This window comes from Limimaricola variabilis (genome assembly GCF_034371605.1).
Taxonomy (GTDB): domain Bacteria; phylum Pseudomonadota; class Alphaproteobacteria; order Rhodobacterales; family Rhodobacteraceae; genus Limimaricola; species Limimaricola variabilis.
Genome location: NZ_CP139691.1, coordinates 1,641,949 through 1,660,055, shown reverse-complemented (window position 1 = coordinate 1,660,055; position 18,107 = coordinate 1,641,949). Strand labels below are relative to the sequence as shown.

Sequence of the window (18,107 nt, the reverse complement as noted above, 5' to 3'; positions counted from 1 at the left end):
AGCCCCCCGACGAATCCGGACGCGCGATCGAGCCTCACCGCGTCACCCCCGCCGATCGCCCTGCGCCGCAGCCCGGCCACGGGCCGCGCCGAGTGCCGATTTCAGCTCGGCCTCCATGCGCCGCAGTTCGGCCTCGGCCTCGGCGCGCTTGCGCTTGCCCTCGTCGGCGATGGTCAGGCTCTCGTCGATGGTGGCGATCAGGTTGGCATTGGCTTCCTTCACCGCCTCGATGTCGAACACGCCGCGCTCCATCTCGGTGCGGATCGCCTTGTTGGCGGTGCGCAGGTTCTCGGCGTTCGAGCGCAACAGGTCGTTGGTGAGATCGTTGGCCTCGCGCACCGCGCCCGCCGCCGCCGCGCCGCGCTGAATTGTCACCGCCTGGGCCAGCTGGGTCTCCCACAGCGGCACCGTGTTGACGAGCGTCGAATTGATCTTGGTGACCAGCGACTTGTCGTTCTCCTGCACCAGCCGGATCGAGGGCAGCGACTGCATCGTCACCTGCCGGGTGAGCTTGAGATCATGCACCCGCCTTTCGAGGTCGTCACGCGCCGCGCGCATGTCGCGCAGCTCCTGCGCCGCCATCACCTGGCGCTCCTCCGAGGCCGCCTCCATCCGCGCCTGCTGGGCAGGGATCTCGGTCTCGTCGATCTCCTTCAGGCGGGCCTCGCCGGCAGCGATGTAGAGCGCCAGCTCGTCGTAGAAGGCGAGCGTCTTGTCGTAGAGCACGTCGAGGCTCTCGATGTCCTTCATCAGCGCATGCTCGTGGCGCAGAAGCTCGTCGGTGATCCGGTCGATCTGGCCCTGCACCTCGCGGTAGCGCTCCGTGAACTTGGCCAGCGGCTTGGCCCGGCCCATCAGCTTGTCCCAGAGCGACCGCTTGCGGTTCGGATCGAGCTCGCCGACATCGAAGCCGCGGATCGTGGCGACGATGTCGCGCAGGCTGTCGCCCGCCGGGCCCACATCCTTGTTCTGCACGCCTTGAAGCATCGACTGGCTGATCTGCTGCAACTCGGCCTGCGCGCCGGAGCCGAAGCGGACGATGGAATTGGTATCGCCGAGATCGATCTCGGTCATCCGCTTGCGGATTTCCTCGGTCTGCGCCGGCGCGGCGCTCTCGAGGCTCAGCTCGGGCGCCGGGTCGGGCAGGCGGGCGTCGTTCAGCGTATCGATTTCGGCCATCCGGGCCGCGGCCGCGTCGCGGGTCTTGTCGGACATCACTCGTTCCCTCTTTCAGACGACGCAACAACGCCTTCGCGTGCGAGTCGGTCCCGCAGCACCCTGATCTCGATATCCATGTCGGTCCGGTCCGAGAGCAGCATCGTCTCGGTCCGGGCCGCGAAGTTGCGGTCGAGATCCGTCAGGAGCGATTCATACTCGGCCCGCGCGGCGCTGTCGCGGTTGCGGGACCAGAGATCGGCAAATTTCACCGAGGCGTCACGCGCGCCCATCAGATAGACGCCCAGATAGCGCCGCGCCTGCGTCAGGTCACGCGGATCGCGCTCGACGCTGCGGATCATCTCGCGCGCGCGGGCCTGGAAGGCGGCCACGCGCTCGTCGAGCTGGCGGTCGCGCAGCGCGGCGATCGCCGAGCGCATCTGCGCGAGATAGGTTTCGGCCTCGTCGACCACCTTGGCCACGCGGTCCTGCTGGTGGTCGTCGACGCCCTCAATGCGCTTGTCGGACATCGGATCGATGCCGAAGGCCGCAACGTGCAGCCCCGCCGCGGCGAGGCCATAGAGCGCCGCGCCCAGCACGCCGCCATCGCCCGACCATGCGGCGAGTGCCACGCCGAGGCCGGTCAGACCCGACGCCATCATCTTGCGGGGCCAGGCCGGCCTGCGGGCGACGGGCCGGGCCCGCCACTCGGCCTCGGCCCGCAGCCCGTCACGCAGCAGGAAGGCCGCGAGCGTCAGCACACCTGCGCCGACCAGACCGGCGACAAGGCCGGCGGGCCCGGCACCGAGCGAGAACAGCGCCAACAGGGCAGGGGGCACGAAGAGGAGGTTCACCCGTGCGCCTGCCGGGTCGACCCGCGCGGTGTCGCGTGGATCGGCGGCCGGCTGGCCGGGCTGTGCACCGGGGCTGTATCGCCCGCCGAAGCGCCGGGCCATCAGCCGGCCCCCAGAAGACCGGTGGCGGTACCGGCCATCAGGGCCAGCAGCACGAGATAGGCGATGGTACGGAATGGCGCTGGCATGGCGTCCTCCTGAGTGGCTGGCAATCCCCCGCGCCGCCGCGCGACATCGCGCAGCGCCGAGAGGAATTGCGCCCCGGCAAAGACCAGCGCGGAGGCGACAAGCAGCAGCAGAATCAATCGCGTCATGGCCGGGCGGTCCCTTGGCTAGGCCCTCTTGATAATAGGAGGTGGCGCGCGGCTTTTCGAGAGGCGCTCAGCGTTTGAAAGGTTTGGCGCTCTTGCCGCCCCCGGGGCCGCCGCGCGTCGGGCGGTCGCCCCTGGGTGCTGGCCGATCGCCCTTCGGACCCGGTCGCTGGCCGCCCGAGGTGGGGCGCTCGCCGCTACTCGCCACCTTCGCGCCGAACACGCGACCGGTGCCGCCCGGCCGCTTGCTGGCCTCGGGCGCGCCGGTCTTGGCCGGGCCGGTCTTGCCGGGGCCCGTCCGCTTGGCCTCGCTCGCCTGCTTGCGCGCGCCGCCCGGCCCCTTGGGTGCACCGCCGCGCACAGCGGGCTTCGCGCCCGGGCTGCCATCGGGGCGGCGCCGCTGCACCTTCGGCCCATCCTTCTCGCCGAGCTGCTCGCGCAGCACCTTGGGGCGGATTTCCTCGACCTCGCCGGGCTCGAGATTGCCGATCTGGAACGGGCCGTAGCTGATCCGGATCAGCCGGTTCACCGTCACCTCGAGCGCCGCCATGGCGCGCCGGATCTCGCGGTTCTTGCCCTCGCGCAGTCCGACCGTCAGCCACGCGTTGGCGCCCTGCTGGCGGTCGAAGGTCACCTGCATCGGCTGGTAGTCGACGCCCTCGACCGAGATGCCCTGCCGCAGCCGGTCGAGCTTTTCCTCGCTCACCGAGCCGTTGATCCGGACCCGGTAGCGGCGCAGCCAGCCGGTCGAGGGCAGCTCCAGCCGACGCTTGAGCTCGCCGTCATTGGTCAGCAGCAGCAGGCCTTCGGAGTTGAGGTCGAGTCGGCCCACGCTCATCACCCGGGGCATGTCCTCGGGCAACTCGTCGAAGACCGTCTTGCGGCCCTTCTCGTCCGAGGCGGAGGTCACCAGCCCGGCGGGCTTGTGATAGAGCCACAGCCGCGCCGGTTCGGGCGCGGCGAGCGGCGCGCCGTCGACGGTGATGCGGTCCTTGGCGGTGACGTTCAGCGCCGGGCTGAAGATCCGCTCGCCGTTTACCTTGATGCGGCCGTCCTCGATCATGCGCTCGGCTTCGCGGCGCGAAGCCACGCCTGCGCGCGAGAGAACCTTGGCGATCCGATCGCCCTCGGGGATTTCGTTCTTGTCCATCCTCCCGCCATAGCCGCTCGCGCCCGGCCTTGCCAGCGCCGGGTGCGCCGGGCATCAGGGCCTATGCGTTTTCGCTCGCACATGGATATCGCGCTCGAGGAGGCGCGCGCCGCCGCCGCGCGCGGCGAGGTGCCAGTCGGCGCCGTGGTTGCCGACGCCTCCGGGCGACCCATCGCCCGGGCCGGCAATCGCACCCGCGAGATGAACGATCCCACCGCCCATGCCGAGATGCTGGCGATCCGGGCCGCCTGCGCGGCGCTGGGCTCCGAGCGGCTGACCGGCTGCGCGCTGTGGGTGACGCTGGAGCCCTGTCCGATGTGCGCGGCGGCAATCTCCTTCGCCCGCATCGCGCGGCTGCATTACGGCGCGGCCGATCCCAAGTCGGGCGGCGTCGCGCAAGGCGCGCGCGTGTTCTCGCACCCGCAATGCCACCACAGGCCCGAACTGTTCGACGGCATCGCGGCCGCCGAGGCGGAGGCGCTGCTCTCGCGGTTCTTCGCGGGCCTACGCGAGGGGCCGGCGGGACGCGAGAAGTGATCGGTCGAGGGCGGGCTGGTTCTGGACTTGCCCCCCGCCCGGCCCGATATTGACGCCATGAGTCTGCCCCCCGGTTTCCTCGACGAATTGCGCACGCGCCTCAGCCTCGTCCAGGTGGTCGGGCGCAAGGTCGCGTGGGACATGAAGAAGTCGAACCAGGGCAAGGGCGATTTCTGGGCGCCGTGCCCGTTCCACCAGGAAAAATCGGCGAGCTTTCACGTCGATGACCGCAAGGGGTTCTACTACTGCTTCGGCTGCCACGCGAAGGGCGACGCGATCTCCTTCGTGCGCGAGACCGAGAATGTCGACTTCATCGACGCGGTGAAGATCCTCGCCGCCGAGGCGGGCATGGCTATGCCCGAACGCGATCCGCAGGCGCAGAAAAAGGCCGATCGTCGTTCCGAGCTGGTGGAGGTGATGGAGCAGGCCGTTCAATGGTTCCGCATGCAGCTGCGCAGCTCGGTCGCCAGCGCCGCGCGCGACTACCTCGCCGGGCGCGGCCTCGACGAGGCGGCGCAGTCGCGCTGGGAGCTGGGCTTCGCCCCCGACGACCGGGCCGCGCTGACCCGCGCTCTCAAATCCAAGGGCATCGCCGAGGAGATGATCGTCGCCGCCGGCCTCGCCGCGCGGCCCGATGGTGGCGGCGCGCTCTATGACAGGTTCCGAGGCCGCATCATCTTTCCCATCCGCGACGCGCGCGGCCGCGCCATCGCGCTGGGCGGGCGGGCGATGGATCCCAATGCGCGGGCGAAATACCTAAACTCCCCGGAAACGGAGCTCTTCGACAAGGGACGCAACCTCTACAACCTCGCTCAGGCGCGTCAGGCCGCGGGCAAGGGCGCGCCGCTCGTGGTGGCCGAGGGCTACATGGATGTGATCGCGCTATCGGAGGCGGGGCTCGAGGCGGCGGTGGCCCCGCTCGGCACCGCCGTGACCGAGAGCCAGCTGCAGCTGATGTGGCGCGTGCATCCCGAGCCGGTGATCGCGCTCGACGGCGACGCGGCGGGGCTGCGCGCCGCGCAGCGGGTGATCGACCTCGCGCTGCCGCTGATCGGCGCGGGGCATGGGCTGCGATTTGCGCTGATGCCGGAAGGGCTCGATCCCGACGATCTGATCCGGGCCAAGGGTGCGGGTGCGATGCGCGAGATCGTGTCGAACGCGCAGCCGATGGTGCAGCTGCTGTGGCGGCGCGAGACCGAGGGGCATGATTTCGACAGCCCCGAGCGGCGGGCCGCTCTCGACAAGCGGCTGCGCGACGCGGTGGCGCTGATCCGCGATCCGGATTTGCGCGGCCATTACGAACAGGAACTGAAGCGGCTGAAGTGGGAGCTGTTCAACCCGCGCCGCCAGAACGGCCCGACCCGGATCGACCGGGGTGGCAAGGGCGGGTTCTTCAAGCCCGGCCAGCTGCCGCTCGCGCCCAGCCCTTCGGCGCGCGCCTCGATGCTCGCCACCGGCGGCGCGGTCGAGGATCACCTGCGCGAGGCGGTCATCCTCGCCACGCTGATCGCCACGCCCGAGGTGTTGCCCGAGTTCGAGGTGGCGCTGGAACGGATGGAGTGCCGCGATTCCGATCACGCGGCGCTGGTGCATGGCATTCTCGCCTGCCATCACGAGCCGGACCTGCGCGGCGCGCTCGAGGCTCGGCTGGGGCCGGAAGCCCTTGAATCCCTGTTCGCGCAGCGCCATGTGGCGATCAGCCCGGGCGTCCGCCGACCCGGCGATGCCGAGACGGCGCGGATGTGCCTCGCGGAGGAGCTGGCCAAGCTCGATGCCCGACGCGGTCATGCCCGCGAACTGGCCGAGGCGGTCGAGGACCTCTCGGGGCTGAGCGACGAGGGGCTGACCTGGCGCCTGTCACGGGCCGCCGAGGCGCTGGATCGGGCGGGGCGTGGCGACGGGGAGGACACGACCGAATACGAATACGGTACCAACGGCGCGCCGATGCGGCGTGACGAGCGGACCGAATTCGATGCCTTGCTGGGCACGATCGCCTTTGGAAAGGCGAAGCCCGGCAGCTGATCGGCGACGCGCTGCACCCGATTCGGCAGCGGACGTTGCGACTGCGTGAAAGAATCGGACGCCGGGAGGTTGCGAATCGCGGCCCTTGCGGCTTGATTCGGGCAGTCCGAATCACTGCCCGGCGCTGGACAGGACGTTCACCGAACGAGGAGCCCTTCATGGCCGCGAAAGACACCGACGACCGCAAGGACGACGACCAGGACGGGGCGATGACGCTCGACATGAGCCAGGCGGCGGTCAAGAAGATGATCTCCGAGGCGCGCGAGCGCGGCTACATCACCTACGACCAGCTCAACCAGGTGCTGCCCCCCGATCAGGTCTCCTCGGACCAGATCGAGGATGTCATGTCGATGCTCTCCGAGATGGGCATCCAGGTCACCGAGGCCGAGGAGAGCGAGGAAGTCGAGGAGGGCGGCTCGCGCGAGATTGCCACCGTCGGCGGCAACCGCGAGGTGGCGCTGGGCGGCGCCGAGGCCGAGAAGCTCGACCGCACCGACGACCCCGTCCGGATGTATCTGCGCGAGATGGGCTCGGTCGAACTGCTGAGCCGCGAGGGCGAGATCGCCATCGCCAAGCGGATCGAGGCCGGCCGCAACACCATGATCGCGGGCCTCTGCGAGAGCCCGCTGACCTTCCAGGCGATCACGATCTGGCGCGACGAGCTCTTGTCCGAGGACATTCTGCTGCGCGACGTGATCGATCTCGAAACCACCTTCTCGGGCCAGATGGGCGAAGAGGAGGGCGACGAGCCCGTGGTCGAGGCCGGCGCCGCGAGCGGTGCGGAGAAGTCCGAGCGCGGTGGCGACAAGCCGGAATACGACGCCGACGGCAACCCGATCCGCAACAGCGATGACGACGACGAGGACGACGAGCAGCACAACATGTCGCTCGCCGCGATGGAGGCGGCGCTCAAGCCGCGCGTGCTCGAGACGCTCGACACCATCGCCGAGAACTTTTCGCGCCTGTCCGACATGCAGGACGCCCGGATGTCGGCGACGCTGAACGAGGACTCGACCTTCTCGAAGGCGAACGAGGCCGAGTACCAGTCGCTGCGTTCCGAGCTGGTCGTGCTGGTGAACTCGCTGCACCTCCACAACAACCGCATCGAGGCGCTGATCGACCAGCTCTACGGCATCAATCGCCGGATCATGTCGATCGACAGCTCGATGGTGAAGCTCGCCGACCAGGCGCGTATCAACCGCCGCGAATTCATCGACGAGTATCGCGGCGCCGAACTCGATCCGACCTGGATGGACCGGATGGCCGAGAAGCCGGGCCGCGGCTGGCAGGCGCTGTTCGAGCGTTCGGCCGGCAAGATCGAGGAACTGCGCGGCGAGATGGCCCAGGTCGGCCAGTATGTCGGGGTCGACATCGGCGAGTTCCGCCGCATCGTCCAGCAGGTCCAGAAGGGCGAGAAGGAAGCCCGTCAGGCCAAGAAAGAGATGGTCGAGGCCAACCTGCGCCTCGTGATCTCGATCGCCAAGAAATACACCAATCGCGGCCTGCAGTTCCTGGACCTGATCCAGGAGGGCAACATCGGCCTGATGAAGGCCGTGGACAAGTTCGAGTATCGCCGCGGCTACAAGTTCTCGACCTACGCCACATGGTGGATCCGTCAGGCGATCACCCGTTCGATCGCCGACCAGGCCCGGACCATCCGTATCCCGGTCCACATGATCGAGACGATCAACAAGCTGGTGCGGACCGGCCGCCAGATGCTGCACGAGATCGGCCGCGAGCCGACCCCGGAGGAGCTGGCCGAGAAGCTGCAGATGCCGCTCGAGAAGGTCCGCAAGGTGATGAAGATCGCCAAGGAGCCGATCTCGCTCGAAACGCCGATCGGCGACGAGGAAGACAGCCAGCTCGGCGATTTCATCGAGGACAAGAACGCGATCCTGCCGCTGGATTCGGCCATTCAGGAGAACCTGAAGGAAACCACGACGCGGGTTCTGGCTTCGCTCACCCCGCGCGAGGAGCGGGTTCTGCGGATGCGCTTCGGCATCGGCATGAACACCGACCACACCCTCGAAGAGGTCGGTCAGCAGTTCTCGGTGACGCGCGAGCGGATCCGCCAGATCGAGGCCAAGGCGCTCCGGAAGCTCAAGCATCCGAGCCGGTCGCGCAAGCTGCGCAGCTTCCTAGACCAGTAAGCCAAGGCGATGAATTCAGGACGGCGGCGGGACATCCCGCCGCCGTTTTTCGTATCTGCAACGCCGGGTTGACGGATCGGGGTCGAACCGTGAACATCGGCGCAGTTCCAGCAAGGATGCCCCCATGCCCAGCGATCCCCTCAGCGTCGTTTCCCTAGGTGCGGCCCTCGTACTGCTCGTGGCCCTCGTTGCCGCGGTCACCGCCCTCAAGGGGGCACGCGCCGCGCTGGCGGGGCTGCGCGGCGATCTGGAGGCAGGACGGCGCGCGGCCGACGAGGTGCGCAGCCAGGCCGAGGGGCAGCGCACCCGGCTGGAGGAGCGCGAGCGTGAGTTGGCCGCGCTCAAGGAAGAGCTGACCGCGGCCCGGCGGGCCCAGTTCGAGAGCGATGCCGCCCATGGCGAAACCCGCGCGGCCAAGGCGGCGCTGGAGGAGGCCAAGCGCGGGCTCGAACAGGCGCGCGACGATCTGAAGGGACAGCTTTCGGAGATCACCGCCGAGATGCGCGAGCTGCAGGAGCGCCATGCGCAGCTCCAGTCGGACCATGCGACGCTGCAGGCGCGGAGCGCGGGCGAAATCGAGGCCGCCGAGACCCGGATCAAGGAACTCAAGGAATTGCGCGAGGAAATGTCGCGCCGCTTCGAAGAGCTCGCCACGAAAACCCTGCGCCAGACCGGCGAGGATTTCTCCAAGGCCAACACCCAGAAGCTCACCGAGCTTCTCACCCCGTTCCGCGACCATGTCTCGCGCTTCGAGACCGAACTTCGGCAGGTGCATGGCAAGGCCGACGAGGAGCGCGCGCGGCTCGGCAAGCAGATCGAGATGCTGACCACCCAGTCCGAGACGATCCGCTCCGAAGCCGCCGCTCTTACCCGCGCGCTCAAGGGCGACAAGCAGAAGCAGGGCGCTTGGGGCGAGATGATCCTCGAGCGGATTCTTGAAAGCTCGGGGCTCGAGCGCGGCACCCATTATGTCGTGCAGGAGAGCCGCACCGACGATCAGGGCGCGCGCTGGCGGCCCGACGTCGTGGTGAAGATGCCCCGCGACAAGAGCCTGGTGATCGACAGCAAGGTCAGCCTCGTAGCCTATGAGGCCGCCGTGAATGCCGAGACCGAGGAAGAGCGTGCAGGGCATCTGCGCGAGCATGTCGCGGCGGTCCGCCGCCATATCGATCAGCTCGCCGCCAAGGGCTACCACGCGATGCAGGACGGCTCGGTCGATTACGTGCTGATGTTCATGCCGATCGAGGGGGCGCTGTCGGCGGCGCTGGCCGAGAGCGGCGACCTCACGGCCTATGCGGTGTCCAAGGGGGTCGGGGTGATGACTCCCTCGACGCTGATGGTGACGCTGCGCACGGTGGACCACATCTGGACGGTCGAGCGGCGCGAGAGCAATGCCGAGGCGATCGCCGATCGGGCGGGCAAGCTTTACGACAAGGTCGCGGGCTTCGTAGGCAACATGGAGCAGGTCGGCAAAGCACTTGCCACCGCGAGCCGCGCGCATGACGACGCGATGGGCCAACTCTCCAGCGGGCGCGGCAACGTGTTGGGCCAGATCGAAAAGCTCAAGGTAATGGGCGCGCGCACCCAGAAGAGCCTCGGCGTCGATTTCGACGAGGCTGAGGACGAGGGCGGGACCCCGGCGCTGGGCCTGCGCGAACCCGCCGAGTAGGGGGTGAAAGGCCGGAGTGTTGCGCTCCGGCCACTGGTCTCGAGGCGCCAGTGAACTAGCGTGAAACCATCTCCGTCTCTGCGTGTTGTTCAGGCAGGATCGAGACGGGAGACACCGCCATGAACAAGCTGATCGCCTTCGCCTTCGTTGCTGCCGTCACGACACCGCTGATGGGTGTCACGCCGATCCTTTCCGCCGCTGCGGGGTTCCAGGACGTGACCGAGCCGGCCGCGCGCTACGACCTCGACGGCGCCATCGAGATCCCGGTCTCCGCCAACGAACTGGCCGAGTGCCGTGCCACGCTGGAGAGCGTCTTCATCGGTGGCGGCACCCCCGAGGTCCGCTGCGTGGTGACCGGCTGAACTTGCATACCGGCTTCTCAATCGAGACCCGCGGCCCCGGCCTGATCGAGTTTACTGCCCGGGTCGCCGATTGGGTGGCCGATGCCGCGCCCGAGGAGGCGCTGCTCACCCTGTTCGTGCGCCACACCTCCTGTTCGCTGTTGATACAGGAGAATGCCGACCCCGAGGTGCAGAGCGACCTTGCAGCGTTCATCCATCGCCTCGTGCCGCCGAGCGACGATCCCTCGATGCGCTACCTCACCCACACCTATGAAGGTCCGGACGACATGCCGGGCCACATCAAGGCGGCCCTGCTGCCAACCTCGCTGCAGATCCCGGTGATCGACGGGCGCATGAGCCTCGGCACTTGGCAGGGGATCTACCTATTCGAGCATCGCACCCGCCCGCATCGGCGCGAGGTCACGGCGCTGCTGCGCTAGAGGCGGTAATTGCTGACGCTGCCTTGACCCCGATCACGGATGGAGCGCGCCCGGTCCCCCGAAATCTCCCAGAGCTGACAGTTCTCCGGCAACTCGAAACCGACGGTTCCGGTGCGGCAGAAATACCCGTCGCGCCACAGCCACGTGCCGGCATAGGCGGTACCCTCGTAGACGCCCTCCATGGTGCCGTCGGCGTTCACGACGAGAAAGCTGGGGCTGCTCGTATCCTCGATGGTGAGACGTTTGCCGACGATCGCGGCCGCGAAGGCGGCCTGCTCGGTCAGCGGGGCGAAATTGGCCGAGGGCTCGACCGGCATCGGCGCGCATCCGGCGGACAGGGCGGTGACGAGGGCAGGGCTGAGGGAGGCAATTGTCCTGTACATGAAAATCTCCGATGTCATACGGCTCACTCGAAATCGCCGCTGCAACCAGAACGGCATGGCCCCAAGGGTAACATAATACCGAAGCTGCATTAACCCTCAGGGTTGCGCCGGGCGGGCAGGAGCCGAAGCCACGTCATCTGGTGTGTGGATATTTCGCCCTACCCATTCTGTGGGTGGTCTCCTATAGTCGTCGTGGACCAGGGCCGTCAGGCCCCCAGCATGATGGCAAGAGGACCGGGATGCGCTGCCCGTTTTGCGGAAATGTCGACACGCAGGTGAAGGACTCGCGTCCCGCCGAAGACCACGCCGCGATCCGCCGCCGCCGCTTCTGCCCCTCCTGCAATGGCCGTTTCACCACTTATGAACGCGTGCAACTGCGCGATCTCGTGGTGATCAAGTCGAATGGCCGGCGCGAGGAGTTCGACCGCGACAAGCTCGAACGCTCAATCCGCATCGCCCTGCAGAAACGCCCCGTGGAGCCGGAGCGGATGGACCAGATGATCTCTGGCATCGTCCGCCGGCTGGAGAGCATGGGCGACACCGACATCCCCTCGGCCAAGATTGGGGAGATCGTGATGGAGTCGCTCGCCCGGATCGACACGGTGGCCTATGTGCGTTTCGCCTCGGTCTACATGAACTTCCAGGCTGTGGGCGATTTCGACCGCTTCATGTCGGCGCTGCGCCCGAACCCGGCCGGGAAGTGAACGGCAGCACCGATCGCCGCTTCATGGCGCTGGCGCTGTCGCTGGGGCGGCGCGGGCTGGGACGGGTCTGGCCCAATCCCAATGTCGGCTGCGTGATCGTACGGGACGGCCGCATCGTCGGACGCGGGCGCACCGCGGATGACGGACGCCCGCATGCGGAAACGCAGGCGCTGGCCCAGGCGGGGGACGCCGCGCGCGGCGCCACGGCCTATGTCACGCTCGAACCTTGCGCCCACCACGGCCGGACGCCGCCCTGCGCCGAGGCGCTGGTAGCGGCGGGCGTGGCACGGGTCGTCGTCGCGGCCCAAGATCCCGACCCCCGAGTTGCCGGACGTGGTCTGGAACGGCTGCGCGCGGCCGGCATCGTGGTCGAAACCGGGTTGATGGAGGCGCAGGCACGGCGCGACATGGCGGGCTTCCTGAGCCGGGTGGAACGCGGGCGGCCCTTCGTCACGCTCAAACTCGCCACCAGTCTCGACGGCCGCATTGCAACCGGCTCGGGCGAGAGCCGCTGGATCACCGGCCCCGCCGCGCGGGCGCGGGTTCACATGATGCGGGCCCGGCATGACGCGGTGATGGTGGGCGGCGGCACGGCGCGGGCCGACGACCCGATGCTCGACGTGCGGGGTCTCGGCATCGATCGACAGCCGGTGCGGGTGGTGCTGTCGCGCAGGCTCGACCTGCCGATCGATGGGCGGCTGGCGCGGACGGCGGGCACGGTGCCGCTCTGGTTGTGCCACGAGGAGGGCGCCGACACGGCGCCATGGCAAGCCGTTGGCGCCCGTAGCCTGCCCTGCAAGCTGGCCAGCGGCCAAATCGACCCGGCGGCGGCGCTCGGGGCGCTCGCGGAGGCGGGGCTGACCCGGGTGTTCTGCGAAGGCGGAGCCGGGCTTGCCGCCTCGCTGCTGGGGGCGGGGCTGGTCGACGAGCTGGTGTTGTTCACGGCCGGGCTCGCGATCGGCGCCGAAGGCACGCCGGCATTGTCGGCGATGGGGATCGACGCGCTCGCCAAGGCGCCGCGACTGACCCTCGTGACGCAGGAGCGGGTAGGCGTCGACGTGATGAGCGTCTGGCGTCCCGCCAAAGGCGCGGAAGGCGACCACCCCGGATAGGGCGGTCGCAAAGGTTCAGTTCGACGCGCCGACCGAAAGCCCGGCGTCGAGATCGACCGAGGCATCTGCCCCGCCTGCCTCGACCTCGGTCTCGGAGGAGGCTTCCGCTTCGACCTCCGCATCTTCCTTGGCTTGCTCAACCGCCTCGCCGGCTGCCTCTGCCGCGGTCTCCGCGGCTCCGGTCGCGGTCTCGCCCTGAGCCTCGACCTCGGCCCGGGCCTCGTTGCGCGCCTGCATTTCCTCGGCGCTCAGCCGACCGTCGGCGTCGAGGTCGTAGCGCAGCAATTGGGTGCCGACCTCGCCGAAGGCTGCGGTCAGCTCGGCTTCCACCAGAAAGCCGTCGCCATCGGCATCCACCATGGCAAAGGTCGCCTCCTGCGCGGTGGCGGTGGTGGCAAGGCCCGCGAGGGCGAGGGGAGCGATGAACTTGAAGCTACGAGTCATGGTCTGTCCTTTGTCGTGATCGGGCGACATGCGCCCCCGGCGCATCGGCCGGCTGCGGACGGGCTAACAGGTTCGACGGGGCGCTGTCGCCTGGCTGGCAGGCGCGGACGCGGCATCCTGCCGGGTGGGCCGTCCGGTGCCGGCGGGCCGCTGCCTAGCGACGCCAGAGGCCGGGAAATCCGGCCAGAAGCCCTTGAATTCGCGCCAATGCGCGCAAGGCGGGCGCGGTCCGGCCCTGACCCACGATCAACCGGTCCAGCGTCACTTCCGGCGGGCAGGGGCGGCCTGATACCGGGTCGAAATAGCGCGGCCAGCTGATGAGCGCGGCATGCGCCAGCGCCGTGATATCGGGCCGGGCGGTGCGGCGCGGGCAGGGCGGTCCGAGATCGCGCGTCAGCCCCCAGCCGACATAGAAGGGCGTACCGAGACAGGTGACCGGAATGCCGCGCAGCAGCGCCTCGAAGCCGGTGCCGGAGGTGATGGTCCAGACCTCGTCGGCCACGGCGAGTGCCGCGTGAATGTCGGCCCGGACCAGCACGACATCGGCCAGCGCAGCGGCATCGGACACAGCCCCGGGGCGCAGCCCGGCCTCCACGTCGGGATGCGGCTTGTAGAGAATGACCGCGTCGGGATGGGCGGCACGCACGGCCTCGAGCAGGCCGCGATTGGTCTTTATCTCTCCCGCGCCCAGGCGGATCGCGGCGTCGTTCTCGACTTGTCCCGGCACAAGGATGCGCCGGCCCGGGGGAAGCTCGGGCGGCATGTCTCCAGCGAGGTTGTATTTCGTCAGCCGCGCCGCGACGAGCCGCTCTACCAGCCGCTCGGCGCGACGTCGCGCGTGGTCGGGCAGGGTGGGCGCGGCGGCGATGAGCCGCTCCAGGCGGCTTTCGCGAGCGGGATCGTAATGCAGCCCCAGATCGTCGAGAGCGAGGCTCGCGGGCGGCACCAAGGCCGCGCCGAGACCGCGCGATCGCAAGAGGCCGTCCTCGACGCGTACCGCCTCCGCCGGGGCGGGCCGGTCGCCCCAGGCCATCAGCCGGCGTCCGCTTCGCTCTGCGAGCCGCGCCGCGCGTCTGGGCGGATCGGCGAAGATCACCGGACGATAGGTGCCGAAGCCCGCCTGCAGATGTCGCCGCTTCCAGAGCCGCATGCCCGTCGCGACCCAGCCCGTGCGATCCTCGCGCCAAGCGCGGGTCTGCGCTTCGAAGGTGTCGAGCGCCGCCTCGAATCCGCAGGCACGGTCGCGATACGGGTCGTGCCAATGCGGGTAGAGGATCATCGCCGCGGCGAAGAGCTGCGCGCGGGTCAGGCTGCGCTGCCGCCGCGCCACCGGCGCGCGGTCGTCGGTCAGCCCCCAGCCGACATAGAAGGGCTGGCCATGGATGACGGGGCGATGCCCGGCGAGGATCGCCTCGAAGCCCATCTGCGAGGAGAAGGCATGCACGGCGATCGCCCCTTCGAGGAGCCGCCAAGGCGAAACCGGGCTGTCGCAGAACTCCATGCCGGGCCCCAGATCGCTGTCGCGGTAGTGGCCTGCGCGAAAGCCTTGCTGGGTTTCGGGGTGGGTCTTGATGACGATCCGGGCGTGCGGATGCGCCTCGCGCGCGTCGAACAGCATTTCGAGAAACGCCGCGCGGTCGCCTCGGCTGGCACGCACCGCCGCATCTCCGGCGGTCTGGTCGATCACCAGAACGTAGCCCGGCTCGGGCAGCGGTGTTTCGGGGTCAAAGGCGGAATATTTCGACAGCTCGGCCCAGCGCAGCCGGGCCATGCCGTCGCGCGCGCGGTTGAGCAGGGCGGTGTCGTCGAGCGGGGAGGTTGCGAGCAGCGTTTCGAGGTCCGACGGCGCGGAAGGGTCGAAATGCGCGCCGCCGTGGTCGATCAGCAGGCCAAGGGGCGGCGTCCCAGAGCGCCCCGGCAGGACAGAGCGCAAGAAGGCGTCCTCGATCCGCACCAGTGCCGCGCCGCGCCGTTTGGCGAGCGCCTCGCCGCGCCAGGCGGTCGGGCTCTGGCCCCAGACGCCGACGAGATCACTCGCACCCGGCAGGCCGAGCCGCGGCGCGTAGCCGGCCCCGCGCAGCCGTGCGCGGATCGGTCGCGCCAGCAGCCCTCCATTGCAGACGAACAGGCGGCGCGGGCGCTTGGCCACCCCTAGCGGACGGCGTCGACGGCGCCGCGCGAGCTGGTCAGCGTCCCGGTCAGCCCGTTGATGACCCGGCCGAACTCGACGATCGGCGCCTCGGTGACATAGACCGTGTCGTCGTCGCGGATCGCGAAATCGCGCGCCATGAACATGCCGTTGGGCCGGGTGAGGTCGAGCACGTAGACGAGCCGCTGGGTGCCGACGAGATCCGGAATGCCGGTGATCTGGCTGGCGATCACGGCGGGCTCGTTGCGGAACACGAAGACGCCGGTCGGATCGGCGAGCTGCGGGTTCAGGCCGCCCACGCGGGCGATCGCCTCGATCGCCGAGATGTTGCGGCTTTCGAAGGGGACCAGCTCCTGGGTGCCGGTGGCGCCCAGCGCGGTGAAATCGCGGGTGTCCGCTTCGACCAGGATCCGGTCGCCGGCGCGCAGCGCGATATCGGCGCGCGGATGCTCGTAGAGGTCCTGGAACCAGACCTCGCCGGTGGTGCCCCCACGGGTAACGGTGACCTGCGCCAGTTCGGGCCGCACAGTGACGCCACCGGCCGCCGCCAGCATCGCCGAGAGGGTGCGGGTCGGCCGTTCGATCGGGTAGACGCCCTGCGCGCCGACATCGCCCACCACCGACACGGTCGACCCGTCGCCAGCGAGACGGCGGACCTGCACCTGCGGATCGGGGGTCTGCGCCTCGAGCTTCTCGCTGATGATCCGGCGGATCGCCTCGGGGCTGTTGCCGGCGGCGCGGATCCGGCCGGCATAGGGCACGAAGATGAAGCCCGAGCCGTCGACCTGCACCTCTTCGAGCACGGTGGCATTCTGGCCGCTCGGCACCAGAAGGCCGTCATCGACGTTCTCCCAGACCGTCAGCCCGAGCACGTCGCCCGGCTGGATCGTGTCCGACCCCAGCAGGGCCGCGTTCTCGAAGGTCGCGGCGAAGCCCAGCGCCGGGGTGACGCCGGCGATGCGGTTCACCCGGTCGTCCACCGCCACCACGAAGGCATCGCCTTCGCGCAGCACGGAGCCCGCGAAGATCTCGCGCTTGTTGGGGCCCGAACGCGGGGTCAGCCCGCAGCCTGCGACGAGGGCGATCGCGGCCAAGAGGGCCGCACCGCGGGCGAGGCGGTGGGGGAGGTGTGTCACTGCGCGGTCTCCTCGACCTGTTCCTGTCTGCCTGCGACCCCGCGCCGGGGCCGGTCTGCCTGCGGCCCGTTGTGTCCCGGGCCTATCATGATGCGGGGCATGTTCTGCCCGTCGCGGGCAAGGCTAGCGCGCGCGTCGGGGCCTGACCAGTTGCCGTGAGGGCGCGGTGCGGCGGCGAGGCGGGCGGTGTGGCCTGCGGGTCGCGCTCGCGTGCCGTCAGGGCAGCGCGCGCAATGGCTGACGCGGGGCGGCGCGGCCCGCGCGCAGGGCGTCGTAGGGGTCCTCGGCCGCGAGCATCATGTCGGCCACCTGCCGCAACAGCCGCCTTCGCCCCGCCGCCGAGTAGAACCCGCCCGAGACCTGGCTGGTCTCGAGAAGGAAGCGGCGATAGTCGCGATAGGCGCGGCGGTCGGGTCGGACCGGCTGGGCGAAGAATTCGGGCAGGGCCTGGGTCGAGGCGAGGTCGGGCTTGGAATAGACCGCGCGGCCGAACGCCTTGAGCGGGATGCCGCGCCACAGCACCTGCTGCGCGGCGGTGGAGTTCACGGTGACGGCGGTGCGCGCCGCGTCCAGAAGCCGAGCCAGCTTGCCGCCGCGCAGGTAATGCACCCGGGCCTCGACGCCATGCACGCGCGCCAGGTCGCGGATCATCCGCTTGAGCGGCGCCTGCCCGTTCTCGAGCGGATGCGCCTTGAACACGAGGTGATGGTGGCGCGGCGCCCCCTTGGCAAAGCCCGCGATCACCAGTTCGAGGAACTCCGCCATGCGCGAGAAGGGCGAATGCGCGCGAAAGCTGGCGTCGTGTTCGAGCTGCAGCAGCGCGAGGTGATAGGGATAGCCGCCATACCGGATCCGCGCCGTGGCCACGATCCGGTCGAGCGCGATGAAGGGCATCAGCAGAAGCCGCGTGGTGTAGAGGCGCGCCTCGGTCGCGAGTGGCAGCTCGCGATGCGCAGGGAAACCGGGATAGGCGTGGTTCCGGAACAGAACGAACCAATGGTAGAGCGCGCCGTAGAAGACGTGCTGGCGCATGTCGCCCCAATGGGCGGGCGCTTCCGTGATCTCGGGGTCGGAGCGCTCCAGCGCCGTGCGCATCTCGTCGATGCCAATCTCCATCAGGCGTGAATGGCCGTTGGTGCCGCCGCGCTCATAGGTGACCCACCAGGGCCGCAGATAGCCTTCTTCGAAGACATGGACGGTCAAGCCACGCGCCCGGGCCTCGGCCACGGCGGTGGCGTGGACGGGGCGCGTGTCGCCATAGAGCACGATGTCGGTGATGCCGTGCTCGGCGACGAGCATGCCGAAGGTCGCGGCCCAGCCCGCCGCATCGCCGCGATAGGGGATATAGCCCGCGCGGTCGCGCCAGAAGGCCGCGTCGCCCGCGTTGAACCCGACCCGCCAGGTCCGCGCCCCGGCGGCACGCAGCATGGCGGCGAGCCGGTCGAAGAAGGGCCCGTGCGGGCCTTGCAGGAACAGGAAACGCTTGGTCGCGGGATCGGTCATGATGCGGGCCATGGTGACGGTCGATCCCTTCGATTTCGCAAAAGCGC

17 protein-coding genes are annotated in these 18,107 nt (G+C 69.3%); 8 read left to right on the top strand and 9 right to left on the bottom strand.

Annotation, left to right across the window (positions count from 1 at the left end; genetic code table 11):
- Positions 1 to 42: 42 nt before the first annotated feature.
- The 4 genes from T8T21_RS08160 to T8T21_RS08145 all read right to left on the bottom strand — a co-directional run bounded on the left by T8T21_RS08160 (position 43) and on the right by T8T21_RS08145 (position 3,470).
- Positions 43 to 1,215: a toxic anion resistance protein gene (locus T8T21_RS08160; RefSeq protein WP_322335207.1), complete on the bottom strand. Its 1,173-nt coding sequence runs from the start codon at positions 1,213 to 1,215 to the stop codon at positions 43 to 45.
- Complete coding sequence (locus T8T21_RS08155) at positions 1,215 to 2,111, bottom strand: 5-bromo-4-chloroindolyl phosphate hydrolysis family protein (protein ID WP_322335206.1); 897 nt, start codon at positions 2,109 to 2,111, stop codon at positions 1,215 to 1,217. Before T8T21_RS08155 ends, T8T21_RS08160 begins: the two co-directional genes overlap by 1 nt.
- Positions 2,111 to 2,323 carry a hypothetical protein gene (locus tag T8T21_RS08150; protein WP_183471719.1) on the bottom strand — a complete coding sequence of 71 codons (213 nt, stop codon included), beginning with the start codon at positions 2,321 to 2,323 and terminating at the stop codon, positions 2,111 to 2,113. Before T8T21_RS08150 ends, T8T21_RS08155 begins: the two co-directional genes overlap by 1 nt.
- Before the next feature lie 67 nt (positions 2,324 to 2,390).
- Positions 2,391 to 3,470 (bottom strand): pseudouridine synthase, encoded by a 1,080-nt coding sequence (locus T8T21_RS08145; protein WP_322335205.1) that lies wholly within the window; start codon positions 3,468 to 3,470, stop codon positions 2,391 to 2,393.
- A gap of 63 nt (positions 3,471 to 3,533) precedes the next feature.
- Between T8T21_RS08145 and T8T21_RS08140 the strand changes: the two genes are divergently transcribed.
- From T8T21_RS08140 to T8T21_RS08115, 6 genes are all read left to right on the top strand, one after another.
- Positions 3,534 to 4,007 carry a nucleoside deaminase gene (locus tag T8T21_RS08140; protein WP_183471723.1) on the top strand — a complete coding sequence of 158 codons (474 nt, stop codon included), beginning with the start codon at positions 3,534 to 3,536 and terminating at the stop codon, positions 4,005 to 4,007.
- Positions 4,008 to 4,064: 57 nt separating this feature from the next.
- Positions 4,065 to 6,029: a DNA primase gene (gene dnaG, locus T8T21_RS08135; protein WP_322335204.1), complete on the top strand. Its 1,965-nt coding sequence runs from the start codon at positions 4,065 to 4,067 to the stop codon at positions 6,027 to 6,029.
- A gap of 158 nt (positions 6,030 to 6,187) precedes the next feature.
- Positions 6,188 to 8,179 carry an RNA polymerase sigma factor RpoD gene (gene rpoD, locus T8T21_RS08130; protein WP_183471727.1) on the top strand — a complete coding sequence of 664 codons (1,992 nt, stop codon included), beginning with the start codon at positions 6,188 to 6,190 and terminating at the stop codon, positions 8,177 to 8,179.
- A 124-nt stretch (positions 8,180 to 8,303) separates the two neighbouring features.
- Positions 8,304 to 9,848, top strand: coding sequence for a DNA recombination protein RmuC (gene rmuC, locus T8T21_RS08125; RefSeq protein WP_322335203.1), 1,545 nt, complete (start codon positions 8,304 to 8,306; stop codon positions 9,846 to 9,848).
- 119 nt (positions 9,849 to 9,967) lie between these two features.
- Complete coding sequence (locus tag T8T21_RS08120; RefSeq protein WP_322335202.1) at positions 9,968 to 10,210, top strand: hypothetical protein; 243 nt, start codon at positions 9,968 to 9,970, stop codon at positions 10,208 to 10,210.
- A gap of 2 nt (positions 10,211 to 10,212) precedes the next feature.
- The gene (locus tag T8T21_RS08115; RefSeq protein ID WP_322335201.1) at positions 10,213 to 10,629 is read left to right on the top strand and encodes a secondary thiamine-phosphate synthase enzyme YjbQ; all 417 of its coding nucleotides are present in this window, start codon (positions 10,213 to 10,215) and stop codon (positions 10,627 to 10,629) included.
- Here the strand turns inward: T8T21_RS08115 and T8T21_RS08110 are convergent.
- Positions 10,626 to 11,012: a hypothetical protein gene (locus T8T21_RS08110; RefSeq protein ID WP_322335200.1), complete on the bottom strand. Its 387-nt coding sequence runs from the start codon at positions 11,010 to 11,012 to the stop codon at positions 10,626 to 10,628. The two genes, T8T21_RS08115 and T8T21_RS08110, sit on opposite strands and share 4 nt — an antisense overlap.
- 239 nt (positions 11,013 to 11,251) lie before the next feature.
- Here T8T21_RS08110 and nrdR point away from each other — a divergent pair, with 239 nt between their 5' ends.
- Both nrdR and ribD read left to right on the top strand, forming a co-directional pair.
- Positions 11,252 to 11,716 carry a transcriptional regulator NrdR gene (gene nrdR / locus T8T21_RS08105; RefSeq protein ID WP_183471738.1) on the top strand — a complete coding sequence of 155 codons (465 nt, stop codon included), beginning with the start codon at positions 11,252 to 11,254 and terminating at the stop codon, positions 11,714 to 11,716.
- Positions 11,713 to 12,828 (top strand): bifunctional diaminohydroxyphosphoribosylaminopyrimidine deaminase/5-amino-6-(5-phosphoribosylamino)uracil reductase RibD, encoded by a 1,116-nt coding sequence (gene ribD, locus T8T21_RS08100; protein WP_322335199.1) that lies wholly within the window; start codon positions 11,713 to 11,715, stop codon positions 12,826 to 12,828. The genes nrdR and ribD overlap by 4 nt, the downstream gene beginning before the upstream one ends.
- Before the next feature lie 15 nt (positions 12,829 to 12,843).
- Here ribD and T8T21_RS08095 read toward each other — a convergent pair whose 3' ends face one another.
- From T8T21_RS08095 to T8T21_RS08080, 4 genes are all read right to left on the bottom strand, one after another.
- Positions 12,844 to 13,272 carry an EF-hand domain-containing protein gene (locus T8T21_RS08095; protein WP_322335198.1) on the bottom strand — a complete coding sequence of 143 codons (429 nt, stop codon included), beginning with the start codon at positions 13,270 to 13,272 and terminating at the stop codon, positions 12,844 to 12,846.
- 154 nt (positions 13,273 to 13,426) lie between these two features.
- Complete coding sequence (locus tag T8T21_RS08090) at positions 13,427 to 15,421, bottom strand: capsular polysaccharide biosynthesis protein (protein ID WP_322335197.1); 1,995 nt, start codon at positions 15,419 to 15,421, stop codon at positions 13,427 to 13,429.
- Between the two features lie 2 nt (positions 15,422 to 15,423).
- Positions 15,424 to 16,557 (bottom strand): polysaccharide biosynthesis/export family protein, encoded by a 1,134-nt coding sequence (locus T8T21_RS08085; RefSeq protein ID WP_322335196.1) that lies wholly within the window; start codon positions 16,555 to 16,557, stop codon positions 15,424 to 15,426.
- Between the two features lie 216 nt (positions 16,558 to 16,773).
- Positions 16,774 to 18,060 (bottom strand): capsule biosynthesis protein, encoded by a 1,287-nt coding sequence (locus tag T8T21_RS08080; protein ID WP_322335195.1) that lies wholly within the window; start codon positions 18,058 to 18,060, stop codon positions 16,774 to 16,776.
- Positions 18,061 to 18,107 lie beyond the last annotated feature (47 nt).